We start from the raw sequence: 15,093 nt of genomic DNA on the forward strand, positions 1-15,093 counted from the left end.
CCCGGCTGTCCGGTGGGCCCGCTTGTCCGTGCGCCTGCCTGTCCGTGCGCCCGGCCTCCGGGGCCGGGGCGGGAGGCGCTGGGCATCTGGGCGCCGGGCGAGAGACACCGTGAGTGCCACTGTGCGCGTCGCGGCACCCAGGGCGGTGGATGAACACCGGGACCGTGGCGCTCCGCTCGCACCGTGCCACAGAGGCCCGCACGGGGGCGTCACAGCCGTGCTGTTGGTGTGCGGTGCCGACGGTGGGCGCGTGGTGCGATGCGGTGCCGTCGGCCGGCAGCGTCATGGGTGAGGCTCGTGGGGGTGTGGCGTGGGGGTTTCGGGCGAGGTGTTGAGGGGGTCGCAGATTTTACCTTGGGTGTTGGCGAGCCCGCCGCCCGCGGCGATCGGCGCTGACAGACTGACCTGCGCTGTTGACACCACGATCGATTCCCAGGGGCGACGCGTTGGGCATGGTTCAGCGGGTGATCATCCTTGCCGCAGCCGCGCTGGCGGCCGCGGCCGCCGCTTCGCCGGCGGTGAAGGGCGCGGCCGTTCCCCAGTGGCAGGACTGCGGCGACGGGTTGCAGTGCGCCAAGCTGTCCGTGCCCGTCGACTGGGCCAGGCCGCACGGCCCCCGTACCGAGATCGACCTGGCGAGGATGCCCGCGCAGGACCCGCAGCACAGCCGCGGCTTCCTGGTGGTGAACACCGGCCCGGCCTCCACCGTCCAGGCCGTGCGCGCCCGGCCGGAGGGTGTGAGCGAGCTGACCAGGTGGTTCGACGTGGTGCTGGTCGAGCCGCGCGGGATCGGCGACCGGGGGAGCGCGGCCGCCGTTCAGTGCGCGGTGGCGCAGCCCGACCCGCTGCGCCTCGTCCTCGCCCCCGGACGGGCCGGGTGGCGCGCCTACGCCCGCGACAACGCCGCCTACGACCGGAGTTGCCGGGCCGCCGCCGGACCCGCCTACGACGGGCTCACGTCCTGGCAGGTCGCCCACGACCTCGACGCCCTGCGCGCCGAGCTGGGGGAGCCCCGGCTGCGGTACTTCGGCTCCTCCTACGGGGCCGTGTACGGGCAGGCGTACATGGAGCTGTTCCCGCACCGGACCGGGAGGATGTACCTCGAAGGCGGGCCCGACCACACCGAGCCCGACCTGGCGCAGCGGCTGGCCGACCGGGCACGGGCGGCCGAGCGGCAGCTGTTCTCCTTCCGCGACTGGTGCCGCAGGCACCTGGGGTGCCCGCTCGGCGACGCCGACACCGACGCCGTGGAGGTCTACGACGCCCTGACCCGCCGCACGCCCCTGCACGCGGGCCCCGGGCGTACGGTGAACTCCCGGCGCCTCGCGGTGGCCGTCCACGCCGGGCTGGCGCCGGGGCGCTGGCCGGAGCTGGCCCGGGCCATGTCCGAGGCCAGGGAGGGCGACGCGACCAGGCTGGCGGCGTTGGCCTCCGAGGCGACCAAGCGGGCGTCCGAGGCGACCAAGCAGGCCTCCGAGGCGATCAAGCCGGACGCCGAGGCAGCCAAGCAGGCCTCCGAGGCAGCCAAGCCGGACGCCGTGAGCGCGTCGGCGCCGCCCGCGACCGTGTCGGGAGCCATGTGGTGCCACGACTTCATGCCCGCCGTGCCCGCCTACCGGCGCTTCCTCACGATGGAGACGCATCTGCGCGAGGTGGCGCCGCGCGTGGGATGGGTGAGCGGCCGGTACGAGGTCGCGCGATGCCTCGGCATGCCGCGCAAGGGCGCCCCGAGCTGGCCCCCGAACGTGCCGGACCCCCGTCACGGCCCCACGGTCCTGGTCGGGATCGGCCGGCTGGACACCGGTGCCCGGCCCGTGGGGCACATCCCCGGGGCGGTCGTGCTGTCGCACGGCGACGGGCCCGACGCGTACCTGCTCCAAGGGGTCAGCAGGCTCCGCGCCACCTGCCTGCGCACGCACGTGCACGACTACCTCGTCAACGGGACGCTGCCGCAGGAGGGCACCGAGTGCCCCGGCGAGCTCACGGCGGGCATGTATCCGTGAGGAGCGGACGGTAGGGTGCTGCGCGTGCTGATCGAACGGGCGACCACGGCGGACGCGGGCGAGATCCTCACCTTGCAGCGGGCGGCCTACGTGAGCGAGGCCCAGCTGTACGGCGACCCGTACATCCCGCCGCTCATCGAGTCGCTGGAGCAGATCCGCAAGGTCATCGAGGGCGCCGTCGTGCTCAAGGCGCTCGACGCCGGCCGCGTGATCGGCGCGGTGCGCGGGCAGGTGTCCGGCACGACCTGCCTGGTCGGCCGCCTGGTCGTGGCGCCCGACCGCCAGGGCCGGGGCATCGGCACGGCGCTGCTGACGGCCCTGCACGAGGCGGTGCCGGAGGCGGAGGCGTTCGACCTGTTCACGGGGCACCTGTCAGGGGTCAACCTCAAGCTCTACCGCCGTCTGGGCTACCGGGAGACGAGCCGGGAGCGGATGGACGATCATCTGACGCTGATCCACCTGCGTATGCGGCCAGATCGATCCCTTCCTCAGCCGTGATCATGACGCGGCCCAGGTCGTCGTCCACCCAGTTCCACCCCCAGCGCCACTCCGAGCCCGCCAGGGCGGGAGCGTGCATGGACGGGAACAAGCTGCGGCAGGGCACTCAGCCCGGGTATGGTGAGTCGCGGTCGAGCATGTGAGTGACAATCAAGCTCACGAGTGAGGCCAGGGCAGTACCTACTCACCGCCGGAAGGGCGGAGCTCGCGTCACCCAGAACGGGATCGCGAGCTGGGGCGTGGAAACCCGCGAAAGCGGGGCCGGGAGGTGAACCGCCAAGCAACAGCGTCGTGGCCATGCGCATAGCCGCACGGTTGGGACGGCTGGAATCTCCCGGATTCATCCGTGGGGAGCGCTTCAAGCCGTACAGCTTGTAGAAGGCGGGGTTGGCGAAGCCGCCCGCCCCGTGCGCGGGCCTGGCGTGGTGCGGCAGGCATTCGAGCGCGTGCGCGCGGTCCAGCCCCGCCTCGGCCAGCACCCGCGCGGCCAGGGACTCGCCGGCCAGCAGGGCGAGCACGACGTGTTGCGGCCCCACCCAGTCGTCCCCGACGGCCGCGGCCTGCTCGTGCGCGGCCCGTACGATCGTCGTCTTCATGTCTACGATGATGACCCCGTAGGCTTTTTCCCGTGTTGAAGACTGGGCTCACAGGCGGTATCGGATCGGGCAAGAGCGAGGTGTCGAAGCGGCTGGCGGCCAAGGGCGCCGTCGTGATCGACGCCGACAGGATCGCCCGCGAGGTGGTCGAGCCGGACACGCCGGGGCTGGCCAGGGTGGTGGCCGCGTTCGGGGAGGGCGTGCTGCGCCCCGACGGCTCGCTCGACAGGGAGAAGCTCGGCTCCATCGTCTTCGCCGACCCCGAGCGGCTCGCCGCGCTCAACGCGATCGTCCACCCGCTGGTGGGGGAGCGGGTGGCGGAGCTGCAGAGCCGGGCGGCCGACGACGCGATCACCGTCTACGACGTGCCGCTGCTGGCGGAGAACCACCTGGCCCCCATGTACGACGTGGTCATCGTCGTCGACGCGGCCGACGGGACCCGCATCCGGCGCCTGGCAGAGCACCGGGGCATGCCGGAGGCCGACGCCAAGTCCCGCATCGCCGCCCAGGCCTCCCGCGAGGACCGGCTGGCGGTGGCCGACATCGTGATCCCCAACGAGGGCTCGCTGGTCGAGCTGGACACCCGGGTGGACGAGGTCTGGGAGGAGCTGACGAGGCGCGCGGGCCGCGGCTGACCCGTGCTCAGAAGGGCGAGTCGAGCGGCACCTGCCGCACGCCCGGCAGGTAGGGGTCGAGCTCACCCAGCTCGAACCGGGACATCCCGATCACGTGCCAGAACTGCCCGGCCGGCTCGCCGTGGACCTTGTAGCGCCCGTCGGGCGCCAGCGCCGCCCACCCCTCGGCCAGCCCGAGCAGGGTGGCCCGCCGCTCGCCGCCCTCCCAGAGGATCACCACGCCGTCGTCGCCCGCGCTGGCCAGCAGGTCGGTGACCGGGCTGAAGGCCACCGACCACACCCGGCGGGCGTGCCCGGCCAGCGTGTGCCGCGGCCGCCCGGTCGCGGTGTCCCAGACCCGCACCACCAGGTCGTCGCCGCCCGTGGCCAGGCGCTCGCCCGTCGCGTCGAACGCCAGGCTCCACAGCCGCCCCTCGTGCCAGAGCTCGTGCACCAGCCGCGGCTGCCACGGCTGTCCCGGGCGCAGCTCCCACACCATGGCCCGGCCGTCGTTGCCGGCGCTGGCCAGGTGGCGGCCGTCGGGGGAGAAGACCACCGAGTAGACCCGGTCGGTGTGGCCCTTGAGCGTGGCGACCCGGCCGCCGGAGGCCACGTGCCACAGGCGCACGAGCCGGTCGTCGCAGCCCGTGGCCACGTACTCGCCGTCGGGGCTGAACGCGATCGAGCGCACCCGCCCGCGGTGGTCGGACAGGTGGCCCGCCAGCCGTCCGGTCGGGCGGTACCAGATCTTGACGCTGTCGTCGTCGTTGGCCGTGGCCAGCAGGAGGCCGTCAGGGCTGAACGCCTCGGCCCAGACGTGGTCGGTCTCGGCGCTCAGCTCGCGCTCGTAGTCGCCGGTGACGGCGTTCCAGAAGTGCACGCCGCCGTCGTTGCTGGAGGTGGCCAGCACGGGCCCGGCCGGGGAGAACAGGGCCGAGATGAGCCGGTCGGCCGTGCCGGTGAACTCCCGCAGCCGCCGTCCCGTACGCGGCTCCCACACGCGTACGACGCCGTCGTTGCCGCTGGTCGCCAGCATCGAGCCGTCGGCGCTGAACCTGACGGACGAGATGCGCCGCCCGTGGCCGCGCAGCACCCGCTGGCACTTGCCCGAGCCCGGGTCCCACAGGCGCACGGTGCCGTCGTTGCTGCTGGTGGCGATCTGCTGGCCGTCGGGCCGGAACGCGAACGGCCAGACCGAGCTCCGGTGGCCCGTCAGCTCGACCCGCTGGCCGCCGCCGACCGGCTGCAGCCGGAGCACGCCGCCCGAGTCGCCGCTGGCCAGCGCCTGCCCGTCGGGGCTGAAGGTCACCTGGTAGACGGCCGCCGCGTGCGTGGTGTGCACGCCACGGGACTCGCCCGACGGCTCCCACAGGCGTACGGCTCCCGCCGTGTCGCCGGTGGCCAGCAGCGAGCCGTCCGGCGAGAACGCCACACAGTAGATGCTGCCCGCGTGCCCGCCCAGCACGTGCAGCGGCCGCCACGTGGCGGTGTCCCACAGCCTGACGGTGCCCGCCTCGTCGCCGGTGGCCAGCAGGCGGCGGTCCGAGCTGTGCACGGCGCGGTAGACGCTGCCGCGATGGCCGTCGAGCGTCTCCTTCACCTGCCCGGACGTCAGGTCCCAGACGCGTACGACACCGGCCGCGTCGCCCGTCACCAGCACCGAGTGGCCGAACGACGCCGTGTAGATCGGCGCCTGGTGCCCTTCGAGCGCGTGCGCGAGCCGCCCGGTGGCCGTCTCCCACACGCGTACGATGCCGTCGCCGCCCCCGGCCGCCACCAGATCGCCGGCCGGGCTGAGGCGTACCGGCCAGACGCCGTCGGCGTGGCCCTTGAGCGCGTGCAGGCACTCGCCGGTGAGGGAGTCCCAGAGCAGGACGGCTCCGTCGCTCGCGCCCGTGGCCAGCAGGTCGCGGGTGCGGGCGAACGTGACCGCGTAGACGCGGCCCCGGTGCCCCTGCAGCGTGCGCACGGGGGCACCGCCGACGCAGAGCAGCACGCCGCCGTCCTCGTTGCCGATCGCGATCGTGGAGCCGTCGGGGCTGTAGGCGATGGGCTCGGGCAGGCGGCTGGTCTGGAAGTGGTAGCCGTACGGGACGCCGATGCCGGCCGGGGCGAACTCGACCTCCACCGGCCGGCCCGGCACCACCGCCGCGCCGGGCAGGTGGGGCAGCGTGCCGGTCACGTTGATCAGCGAGGCCCGGTGCCAGCGGGCGCCCTCGACCGCCGCGTCGCTCAGGTCCACCCGCGCCAGCCGCGCCCCCGACAGGTCGGCGCCGGTCAGGTCGGCCCCGGTCAGCGCGGCGCCGTCGAGCCGCGCCCCGGTCAGCCTGGCCTCGCGCAGGGTGGCCCTGGACAGGTTGGTGCCCGCCAGGGTGGCCTCGGACAGGTCGGCGCCGGTGAGGTCGACGTCGCTCAGGTCCCTGGCCGACAGGTCCTCGCCCTTGAGGTTCGCGCCGCGCAGGTCGGCCCGGGCCGGGGTGCGCAGCCTGGCCGAGATCTTGACCGCGTTCGCCCTGGACACGTCGTCGCCCGGCGGGTCGGCCGCCCACGCGTGCAGGGCCCGTACGTCGGCCAGGTCGCACAGGAACTCCACGGTCAGCGCCGACAGCGGCCGGCGCGACAGCAGCGCGAAGTTGTCGAGGGCGATGTGGCGGGCGATCAGCCACTCCATCACGGACGCGTGGATGAACCCGAACATCCCGTCCTCGGTCCGCACCAGCAGGCTGCCCGACCCCATCCGGTAGGCCGCGTGCGCCGCCGACAGCTGCCCGTCGGACAGATCCGTGAGCGTCTCGCCGATCTCGGTCAGCTCGTCCACGCCCAGCAGCGACTCGCCGGTGTCCCACAGCCGCATCGCCAGCGCCGTCACCGCCTGCCACAGCTCGTCGACGGTCAACGCCGTGGCCGAGCCGGGGATCCTGGCCCGCCGCTCCTCGAAGGCCAGCCAGGAGCTGAGGATCTCGTCGTACAGCAGCGCGGGGCTGATCGTGTGGCGGGCGCCCGCCACCGTACGCAGCCGGTCGGCGTCGAGGTCGGCGATGAAGGTCAGCATGCGCGGGTTCTGGGCCAGCGCCAGCAGGTCCTTGATCTCGCCCATCAGCGACATGCGCGCGCCGGCCTCGTCGCCGTCGTCGAACCGGTTGGCCAGGTAGGAGCGGATCTGGTCGTGCGTGAAGTCCTCCACGCTGAGCACCCGCCGCTGCGGCAGCACCCCCACCATCTCGCCGAGCGAGGTCAGCACCTGGCTGTGCGACTTGAAGTGCTGCGTACGGCTGGCGACCACGATCTTGGCCTTGTCCTCGGCCGCCGCCAGCAGCGTGGCCAGGTGATCGGCCGCCCGGTCGAACGTCAGCCGGGTCACCAGCTCGTCGAACCCGTCGAACAGCAGCACGATGCGCCCCTGCCTGAGCAGGTAGCGGAACGCCTTGAGATCGATGAACTCCTCGCCGTGCCCGGCCAGATGGGCCGCCACCAGCGCGTCCACGGAGTGCGCCTTGTCCAGGGCGCGCAGTTCGATCAGGATCGGCGTCAGGTGCGGCAGCTCGACCGGGATGCGCCGGGCCAGCTCGCGCAGCGCGAACGTCTTGCCGTGGCCGAAGTCGCCGAGCAGCAGCAGGAACCTGCCGTGGTCGGTGGCCAGCAACCGCATCAGCTCGTCGGTCAGGCCGTGCTTGATCTGGCCGCCCTGGCGGTCGAGCTCGCGGTAGCGCTGCGGCACGTACAGGTCGGGCGGGTAGCGGCGGTCGGCCATCAGCCTGGCCGTCTGCTCGGCGACGTAGCCGGTCAGGTCGAGCAGCCCCTGGAACTCGGTGAAGGTGCGCAGCCGCACCCCCTTGCGCATCAGGTCGTCGCGGACCGCCCGGGAGGCGGGCGGGCCCTGGTAGACCAGTTCGGCGGCCAGGCCGGTGGCGTGCGCCTGGCGGACGAAGCCGTCGGCGGTGCTCTCGGTCAGCTCGCCGACGTGCGCGCCGATCATCGCCTGGCGGACGAAACCGTCCTCCGGGTGGGTGACCACGAGGTGCGCGTCGAACCGGCGGATCCTGGCCCGCTCGTGCCTGGCCTCGCAGACCTCGGCGATCCGGTCGAGCAGCAGCTCGACCGGGCTCGGCGCGCGCTCGTCCGGCTTGGGCGCGGGCGGCTCGGGGGCCGGGCTCTCGCCGGTGAAGGTGGCCCGCACGGCCTTCCACCGGTACGGGACCGGCTCGGGCTCGCCCGCGTCGGGCAGCCAGATCCGCAGGCCGTCAGGGGTGATCTCGACCACCTGGTGCCGCCCGGAGCGCGGCGCGGCGATCACGCCCTCGGCCCGGTGGGCGGACCCGCCGTGGAAGAGCAGGTTGAGCCGGTGGGTCAGCAGGCGCTCGAACGTGGGCGCGTCCCGCAGCTCGCCCGGCGGATGCCCGATCGCGCCCAGCCGCAGCCACGCGCCCTCCTCGTACGGCCGCAGCCGCTCGGCGAACCAGGCCGCCTGCGCCTCCCCGAGCTGCGCGTACGCGTCGCGTTCGAGGTGGCTCATCGCCATCGTCGAGTTGAGCCCCGCCACGACCACCTTCAGATCGGGCACCTCGAACAGCGTCCACGGCTGCCCGCCGTCGAACACCCGGTCGTCCAGCCCCTGGTACACCTCGCCGAACAGCCCGGCGAAGTGCCGCCACTTGGGCCAGTAGGGCGGCTGCGGGCTCACGTCGTCGGCCTCGCAGGTCATGAAGTACGCGCTGGCGGCGGCCTTGGTCACGTCACGCGGCCCGGGCAGCAGGATCAGCCGGTGCTGCTCCAGCCCGATCAGCAGCCGCAAATCGGTCACGAACCGCGTCGCCTGCCCGAACTGCCCCAGACTGCCCGACTCGGTCAGATCGCCGGTGACCAGCATGAGGTCGGGACGCGGCATGCCCCGGTCGTACATGGCGGTCAGGTCCGCCCAGATGCGCGCCTGCATGTCCTCGGGCGTGAACGGCTCGCCCGGATCGGGCAGCGCCCGGCCGAACCTGGGGCCGCCGATGTGCAGCACGCTGATCGACTCGCGCGCCCGGTCGGCGCTCACCGTCGGGGGGAACTTCGGCGCCGCCACCGGCGTGCGCCGGGCCCTGGCCCGGTCGCCCGGCGGCGGCAGCGTCGGGACGGGCACCGGCACCCTGGAGCCGTCGGGGAACGCAGGCGCCGCCGCCGGCTTGGCCCGGCCCGCCATCGCCTCCCGCACCCGGCCCAGCAGCAGCGCCCTGGCCTGCCCGGGGTCGGTGACGCCCAGCAGGTCGACCCAGGTGATCGTGGACAGCAGGCCCTCGAGCCGGACGTCCTCCAGCCTGATCGTGACGAGCTTGTTGGAGGGGTTGTCGGGGTCGGCCCGCAGCGCGGCCTGCCACTCCATCCGGCCGTAGCGGGAGGTCAGGTAGTTGCGCGAGAGCACGGCCACGACCACCTGCGCTTCGCTGACCCCGCGGTCCATGAAGTCGATGAAGTTGGTGCCCGGTACGAAGTCCCACTCCTGGATCATGGTCTTGTAGCCGGCCGCCTCGAGCTCCCAGGCTATCCAGGTGGCCCACGCCGTGTCGGCCGGGGAGTAGCTGACGAAGATCTCGGTCGGCCTGCCGTCACGCGCCATGAGCTCAGTATCCCCTGTGCGGCCGCGGGTTTTCAGCTTGTGGGATCATCTACGGGTGTGGCGGCGTCTTGGAGTGCTCGACCGGGTCAGGATCGGGCTGCTCGGTCTCGGCATAGCGTTCGTGCCGACCGGGTTGCTGCCCTGGGAGGACGCGCTCGCCAGCCTGGATGAGATCGGGCCCCTGCTGATCTTCCTGGTCGCGATCATCGTGCTGGCCGAGCTCACCAAGGAAGCCCAGGTCTTCGACGCCATCGCGGCGAGGATGGCGGTGCTCGGACGCGGCAACTACGCCGCCCTTTTCTTTCTTTGCACCGCCTTCGCGTCATTTATCACGATATTTCTGAATCTGGACACGACGGCGGTCCTGCTCACCCCCGTCATGCTCGCCCTCGCCCCCAGGGCCCGCATCGCCGCCCTCCCCCTGGCCATGACCACGATCTGGCTGGCCAACACCGCGAGCCTGCTGCTCCCCGTCTCCAACCTGACCAACCTCCTGGGCATGGAGAAGATCGGCCTGGACGCCCAGGAGTTCGCCGCGCGCATGTGGGCCCCGCAGCTCGCCTCGATCGCGGTGACGATGGTGTTCCTGTGGGTGTTCTACTGGCGCCGCGGCGAGCGGCGCGACCTGCGCTACACCCCGCCGCTGCTGGAGCCGGTGGCCGACCGCGTGCTGTTCGGCGCCGCGGCGGCCGGCTGCCTGCTGTTCATCGCGATGCTGCTGCTCAAGACGCACGTGGCCATCGCCGCCACCGCGGCGGCCGCGATCGTCGTGGCGGCCTTCCTGGTACGCGCCCGCGACCGCCTGACCTGGAGCCTCGTCCCGTTTCAGCTCGTGATCTTCGTGACGGGGCTGTTCCTGGTGGTTCCCACGCTCAGCAGGCACGGCCTGTCCGACCTGATGACCTGGATGGTCGGCACGGAGGGCGACCCCTACCGCACGGCCGCCGTCGGGGCCGGGCTCTCCAACACCATCAACAACCTGCCCGCCTACAAGGCCGTCGAGACCGTCATCCCGGCCGCCGACCAGGACCAGCTGCTGGCCCTGCTGGCCGGCACCAACGTGGCCCCGGTCATCACGCCATGGGCGTCGCTGGCCACGCTGCTGTGGTTCGAGTCGTGCCGCCGCCACGAGGTCAAGGTCCCGATGCGCCGCTTCCTGCTGACCGGCACGGGCCTGGCCGTGGCCGGGCTGCTCGCCACCGTGTGGACCCTGGTGCGGTTCAGCTGATCAGGCGGCGGCCAGCGCGTAGGCGCCGGCGACCGCGTCCAGCGCCCAGCGCATCCGCACGACGTACGTCTCGGGGTGGTCGCCCGCCTCCTGCGCCACGTACGCCGCGCACCGGGCTGCGTCGCCGCCGCACCGGCACAGCCGCTCGTCCACGGCCTCGCGGATCTGGAACGGGGACAGCCGGTCGGACGGCTGCAGAGCGGTCGCGAAGAGCACCTGCGCCAGCTCGGTCGTGGTCATCATGTCGAGCCCCTCTCCCTTGTTCCGTTCTCTCTCAATAGACCTCGAACGGGAGCGGAACTCATCGGCGAAGGACACACATGTTCTGCGGACTTTTCCTCATTCGGGCCCGAGGAGGGCGAGCAGCCCGGGGACGGCCCGGGGATGGGCGGCGACGAAGCTGCGGTCGTCGGCCGTGCCGTCGATGCACTCCTCGAACGGGCCGCCGTCCAGCGCCCTGATCTCGATGCCGGCCTCCCGGGCGAGCAGCGCCCCCGCGGGCAGGTCGACCGCCTCGGCCCGGTAGCCCACGATGCCGTCGATGTCGCCGCGCGCCAGCATCGCCCACGCCAGCAGCGGCGCCCACAGCTGCAGCACCCGCCGCGCGTTGAGCTCCAGCGCCGTGCGCAGCGCGCGTGCGGTCGCGTCGTCCCTGGTCACGCCGTATCCCTGGGTCCAGGCCAGCAGCGGCCCGTGCGGGCTCGGCGCGTACGGGGGCGCGAGGCGTACCCCCGAGGACGATCCCGCCGGAGCGGACAGCGCCCCCCGCCCGCGGACGGCCGACCACGTCTGGTCGGAGACGGGATCGTGCACCACGCCCAGCACGGGACGCCCGCCCCGGCACAGCGCCACGCCCACCACGTAGGCGGGCAGGCCGATCGCCACGTTGTTGGTGCCGTCGAGCGGGTCGACCAGCCACGTCCACTCGCCGCCCGCGGCCCCCACCAGCCCCGACTCCTCGGCGATCACCGTGTGCGACGGGTACGCCGTCAGGATGCGCTCCAGCAGCAGCTTCTCCGAGGCCAGGTCGAGGTCGGTCACCACGTCGCCCGCCTCGCCCTTGGCCCGGACGCCGACCACGCCGCTCATGCCTTCCCGGAGCAGCGCCCCCGCGGCCTCGGCGGCTTCGACGGCGACCGTGCGGGCGTGATCCAGGTCCATCGGATGCCTCTCAGGTCAGGTGAGCGGTGATCAGACGTACGGCCAGCTCGGTCTCGCGGGCGTCCAGCGGCTGCCTGGCCACGTGGTGCGGCCCGCCGCCCAGCGGGCCGAGCGACAGGTCGCGGCTGCCGGGCCGGCCCCGCCCCAGCGCGATCGTGGCCGCCTCGCCGCCCTCCGGCACGACGCTGCTGTGGAAGCGATCGGCGGCCAGCGTGTACGTGTCGCCGGGGCCGAACACCTCCACCAGGCCCGTCGCGTGCCGCACGGTGCGCCCGGTGGGCGAGATGCGGTCGCCGTCGGCCCCGCTGACCACCTCGAAGACCCGGTGCGTGGCGTCCCGGCCGGCGTCGGTGACCACCGCGTGCACGTTGCGCACCTGGCCGTAGAGGACGTGGCTGACCAGGTCCCAGCTGTGGCAGTGGATCTGCGAGGTGGTGCTCTCGGCGTGCGCGAACGAGTCGGACCACAGGTGGACGCACACCCCTTCGCCGCCGTCGCGCTCCAGCGGCAGGCACACGAACCCGAGCGGGTGGCGCACCGCCGTCAGGCCGCCGGACGAGAGCGTCTCCAGCGCCCAGGCCCTGGCCTCGCCCCCGATGACCCGCTGGTGGACGCCGTGATGGCTCATCACGCACCAGCTCGATCATGCGGCTCACCGTAGGGGTCCATCGCCCGCAACGCCTTGCGGGCGATGTCGACGACGTCACGGCCGTTGTACGCCTTGGGCAGCGGGATCCCGACGCGTTCGAACAGCTCCTGAACCTCCTCGATGGTGGGCTCGTCGCTCAACGGCACCTTCTTGTACATCTCCAGCGGCACCCGCCGCGCCTGCTCGAAGCTGAGCCGCAGCTCGGTGTCGCAGTTCTCGTAGTAGAACGTGCCGGCCAGCGCGGTCATCGCCTTGTTGGGGTCCTCGACCGTCATGATCAGGCGGGTGGCCGACACGTCCCAGCGGAACGTGGTCATCGTCGAGGACAGGCCCACCGCGATGTCGAGCAGGCCGTAGCGCTGGCGGTGCCAGAAGGCGGCCAGGATCGTCGCGTACGACTCCTTCCTGGCCCGGTCGGTCGTCCACGTCTCGCCGGTGCCGTCGGGGGCGTCCGACAGCGAGCGGCGGTAGTGGGCGTACGTCTCGCACACCTCCAGGTTGGACGGGTCGATCACCTCGACCCTGACCGTGAGGTGGCGCTTGTCCCTGCGGGCCGCCGCGACGCACTCGGGCAGGGTGACCGCGCGCAGGTAGGTGCCGGTGCCGCCCTTGAAGCTCCACCGGTGGGTGTCCTTGCGTGCCTCCGCGTGGGACTGGGCGATCTCCTGGCTGCTGCCCAGCACCCGTACGAGCTGGAGCGCGTCGAGGGCCTTGCGGGTGCTGCCGACCAGCGACTCGATCTCCTGCAGGCGGGCCAGGCGCGCGGGCAGCTCGGCCAGCGCGCCCGAGGTGATCGTCTCCTCGACCGGGGCCTGGCGCGCGCGGTCGCGCAGCAGCGCGGTGGCCACCAGCGCCATGATGACCAGGGTCGCGGCGTTGACCAGCTGGGACTGCACCTCGTCGGGCACGATCTCGTTGGGCAGGACGCCCACGACGCCGATCACGATCGCGAGCACCAGCGCGATGGCCCCGTCGGCGTTCTGCGCAGCCCATGGGGCGACCTGCTTCACCGCCGCCACGAACCGTGTCATCGCTCGCCCCGCCGTTCGACGATCATTCAGTCCCGAGGTCATGGTAACGACCGCGCCAAGCGACCACCAGTACACCCAGAGCCAGGGAGCTTTATTGCCTCGAACCCGAACGGCTCCCGTGGGTAGCATCGGCTCGCATGATCATGGATCCCGAGGTGATGGGCTACTACGAGCAGGGCGGCGAGCTGACCAGGCTGCGGCGGGGGCGCAACCGGCTGGAGTACTGGCGCACGCGTGACGTGCTGCGCCGCGTCCTGCCGCCGGCGCCCGCGCGGGTGCTCGACGTGGGCGGGGGCACCGGCGCGCACGCCGAGTGGCTGGCCGCCGACGGTTACGAGGTCGAGCTGATCGACCCGGTGCCGCTGCACGTACAGGAGGCGTCCGCGCTGCCCGGGGTGAGCGCCCGCCTGGGCGACGCCCGCGACCTGCCCGTCCCCTCCGGCCGGGCCGACGCGGCGCTGCTGCTCGGCCCGCTCTACCACCTGCCCGAACGGGCCGACCGCGTCCGCGCCCTGGCCGAGGCCAAGCGCGCGGTGCGCCCGGGCGGCTCCGTGGTGGCGGCCTTCATCAGCCGGTACGCGAGCGTGCACGACGGCGTATACCGCGGCGGCTTCGTAAACGAGGAGTACCGGACGGCCGACTACCGGGGCCTGGAGACGGGGGTGATGATCTCGCCCAGGCCGCGCGGGTTCCGCGGTTACCTCCACGGGCTCGAGGAGATCCTGGACGAGTTCGCCGACGCCGGGCTGCCGCGGCCGGACCGGTACGGCCTGGAGGGCGCCTTCTGGCTGTACGGCGACGTGGACGACTGGCTGGACGACGACGAGCGGCGCGAGCTGCTGCTCGACGCCGCCCGCAGGCTGGAGTCGGAGCCGTCGCTCCTGGGGGTCAGCGGCCATCTCCTGGCCGTGGCGACCGCCTGACCGCGCGCCCCGGCCGCGGTCAGGCGGTCCGCTCCCCGATCCGGGGGAACGGGCTGGTCGAGAAGACCACCTCCACCGGCACCTCGAAGTATTCGGCGATCCGCAGCGCCAGGAAGAGGCTCGGGCTGTATTCCCCCCGTTCCAGGTAGCCGACGGTCTGGTAGTGGACCCCCAGGGCGTCGGCCAGCTGCCTGCGGGTCACGTTCCGCTCTGCGCGCAGCAGCGCGATGCGGTTGTAGACGGTCTCGCTCATCAGCGCATATCTTCTCAGGTCAGCCGCTGCATCGCCTGGTGACGGCGGGCCTCCATCAGCGAGCCCGACTCGCGCCTGGCCACCCGGCGCAGGATCGGGGGAGCCAGCACCAGCCCCGCCACGGCCCAGGCGAGCAGCACGAGCGTGGTCTCCACCGGCCGCCACGAGCTGCCGATCTCCGCGGCGGCGGCCGAGTCGGGCAGCAGCGCCGAGCGCATGCCCAGGCCGAGCCAGTAGAGCGGGAAGACGTGGGCGAGGCCCTGCAGCCACCCGGCGAGCGCCGTGATCGGGTAGAAGATCCCCGAAATGGCGGTGAGACCGCCGATGGCGATCATGGACAGCGCCCCCGCGCCCTGCGGGCTGCCGACCAGGGAACCGATGATCGCACCGAGCGGGTCGACGCCCCGGAGGACCTCCTTGTGCCCGTACGCCATGTGCAGGCCGTGGACCTCGATGACGGCGGCGGTCTGGCCCAGGTCGAGACCGCCTGCGAGCTCTCTTGCCGCATCCATCAATTCTCCAGGTAGTAGGGCTACTACAT

General features: G+C 72.9%; 13 protein-coding genes. 5 read left to right on the forward strand and 8 right to left on the reverse strand.

Going from position 1 to position 15,093, the window contains the following annotated elements; genetic code table 11:
• The first annotated feature begins 464 nt into the window (after positions 1-464).
• Positions 465-2,003, forward strand: a complete 1,539-nt coding sequence (locus ACWDRB_RS05330) for an alpha/beta fold hydrolase (RefSeq protein ID WP_449891928.1) — start codon at positions 465-467, stop codon at positions 2,001-2,003.
• A 27-nt stretch (positions 2,004-2,030) separates the two neighbouring features.
• Positions 2,031-2,501: a GNAT family N-acetyltransferase gene (locus ACWDRB_RS05335; protein ID WP_449892305.1), complete on the forward strand. Its 471-nt coding sequence runs from the start codon at positions 2,031-2,033 to the stop codon at positions 2,499-2,501.
• On the opposite strand, the gene ACWDRB_RS05340 is transcribed toward ACWDRB_RS05335, so the two are convergent.
• Positions 2,492-3,097 (reverse strand): Clp protease N-terminal domain-containing protein, encoded by a 606-nt coding sequence (locus ACWDRB_RS05340; RefSeq protein WP_449891929.1) that lies wholly within the window; start codon positions 3,095-3,097, stop codon positions 2,492-2,494. The genes ACWDRB_RS05335 and ACWDRB_RS05340 overlap by 10 nt on opposite strands.
• A gap of 32 nt (positions 3,098-3,129) precedes the next feature.
• Between ACWDRB_RS05340 and coaE the strand changes: the two genes are divergently transcribed.
• Positions 3,130-3,732 (forward strand): dephospho-CoA kinase, encoded by a 603-nt coding sequence (gene coaE, locus ACWDRB_RS05345; RefSeq protein ID WP_449891930.1) that lies wholly within the window; start codon positions 3,130-3,132, stop codon positions 3,730-3,732.
• A gap of 7 nt (positions 3,733-3,739) precedes the next feature.
• Here coaE and ACWDRB_RS05350 read toward each other — a convergent pair whose 3' ends face one another.
• On the reverse strand, positions 3,740-9,307 hold the full coding sequence (locus ACWDRB_RS05350) for a WD40 domain-containing protein (protein WP_449891931.1): 5,568 nt from the start codon (positions 9,305-9,307) through the stop codon (positions 3,740-3,742).
• Between the two features lie 55 nt (positions 9,308-9,362).
• On the opposite strand from ACWDRB_RS05350, the gene ACWDRB_RS05355 reads away from it, so the two are divergent.
• Positions 9,363-10,535, forward strand: coding sequence for an SLC13 family permease (locus ACWDRB_RS05355; protein ID WP_449891932.1), 1,173 nt, complete (start codon positions 9,363-9,365; stop codon positions 10,533-10,535).
• Here ACWDRB_RS05355 and ACWDRB_RS05360 read toward each other — a convergent pair whose 3' ends face one another.
• The 4 genes from ACWDRB_RS05360 to ACWDRB_RS05375 all read right to left on the reverse strand — a co-directional run bounded on the left by ACWDRB_RS05360 (position 10,536) and on the right by ACWDRB_RS05375 (position 13,376).
• Complete coding sequence (locus tag ACWDRB_RS05360) at positions 10,536-10,778, reverse strand: hypothetical protein (protein WP_350726341.1); 243 nt, start codon at positions 10,776-10,778, stop codon at positions 10,536-10,538.
• A gap of 96 nt (positions 10,779-10,874) precedes the next feature.
• Complete coding sequence (locus ACWDRB_RS05365; RefSeq protein ID WP_449891933.1) at positions 10,875-11,696, reverse strand: inositol monophosphatase family protein; 822 nt, start codon at positions 11,694-11,696, stop codon at positions 10,875-10,877.
• A gap of 10 nt (positions 11,697-11,706) precedes the next feature.
• A complete protein-coding gene (locus ACWDRB_RS05370; RefSeq protein WP_350726344.1) occupies positions 11,707-12,324 on the reverse strand; it encodes a hypothetical protein in 618 nt (205 codons plus the stop codon).
• Positions 12,324-13,376, reverse strand: coding sequence for a hypothetical protein (locus ACWDRB_RS05375; protein ID WP_449891934.1), 1,053 nt, complete (start codon positions 13,374-13,376; stop codon positions 12,324-12,326). Before ACWDRB_RS05375 ends, ACWDRB_RS05370 begins: the two co-directional genes overlap by 1 nt.
• A gap of 137 nt (positions 13,377-13,513) precedes the next feature.
• Here ACWDRB_RS05375 and ACWDRB_RS05380 point away from each other — a divergent pair, with 137 nt between their 5' ends.
• Positions 13,514-14,299, forward strand: coding sequence for a class I SAM-dependent methyltransferase (locus ACWDRB_RS05380; RefSeq protein ID WP_449891935.1), 786 nt, complete (start codon positions 13,514-13,516; stop codon positions 14,297-14,299).
• A gap of 19 nt (positions 14,300-14,318) precedes the next feature.
• Here the strand turns inward: ACWDRB_RS05380 and ACWDRB_RS05385 are convergent, their stop codons facing one another.
• Positions 14,319-14,552: a helix-turn-helix transcriptional regulator gene (locus ACWDRB_RS05385; protein WP_355191877.1), complete on the reverse strand. Its 234-nt coding sequence runs from the start codon at positions 14,550-14,552 to the stop codon at positions 14,319-14,321.
• Between the two features lie 14 nt (positions 14,553-14,566).
• Entirely contained in the window at positions 14,567-15,064 is a 498-nt protein-coding gene (locus tag ACWDRB_RS05390) for an ABC transporter permease (protein ID WP_449891936.1), read from the reverse strand.
• Positions 15,065-15,093 lie beyond the last annotated feature (29 nt).

It is taken from the genome of Nonomuraea sp. NPDC003707, from assembly GCF_053587055.1.

What these genes read in the sequence shown, in the direction of transcription:
- ACWDRB_RS05390 (WP_449891936.1), bottom strand. Translation starts at nt 15,064, where the DNA reads ATGGATGCGGCAAGAGAGCTCGCAGGCGGTCTCGACCTGGGCCAGACC.
- ACWDRB_RS05370 (WP_350726344.1), bottom strand. Translation starts at nt 12,324, where the DNA reads ATGAGCCATCACGGCGTCCACCAGCGGGTCATCGGGGGCGAGGCCAGG.
- ACWDRB_RS05350 (WP_449891931.1), bottom strand. Translation starts at nt 9,307, where the DNA reads ATGGCGCGTGACGGCAGGCCGACCGAGATCTTCGTCAGCTACTCCCCG.
- ACWDRB_RS05380 (WP_449891935.1), top strand. Translation starts at nt 13,514, where the DNA reads ATGATCATGGATCCCGAGGTGATGGGCTACTACGAGCAGGGCGGCGAG.
- ACWDRB_RS05365 (WP_449891933.1), bottom strand. Translation starts at nt 11,696, where the DNA reads ATGGACCTGGATCACGCCCGCACGGTCGCCGTCGAAGCCGCCGAGGCC.
- ACWDRB_RS05340 (WP_449891929.1), bottom strand. Translation starts at nt 3,097, where the DNA reads ATGAAGACGACGATCGTACGGGCCGCGCACGAGCAGGCCGCGGCCGTC.
- ACWDRB_RS05375 (WP_449891934.1), bottom strand. Translation starts at nt 13,376, where the DNA reads ATGACACGGTTCGTGGCGGCGGTGAAGCAGGTCGCCCCATGGGCTGCG.
- ACWDRB_RS05385 (WP_355191877.1), bottom strand. Translation starts at nt 14,552, where the DNA reads ATGAGCGAGACCGTCTACAACCGCATCGCGCTGCTGCGCGCAGAGCGG.
- ACWDRB_RS05360 (WP_350726341.1), bottom strand. Translation starts at nt 10,778, where the DNA reads ATGATGACCACGACCGAGCTGGCGCAGGTGCTCTTCGCGACCGCTCTG.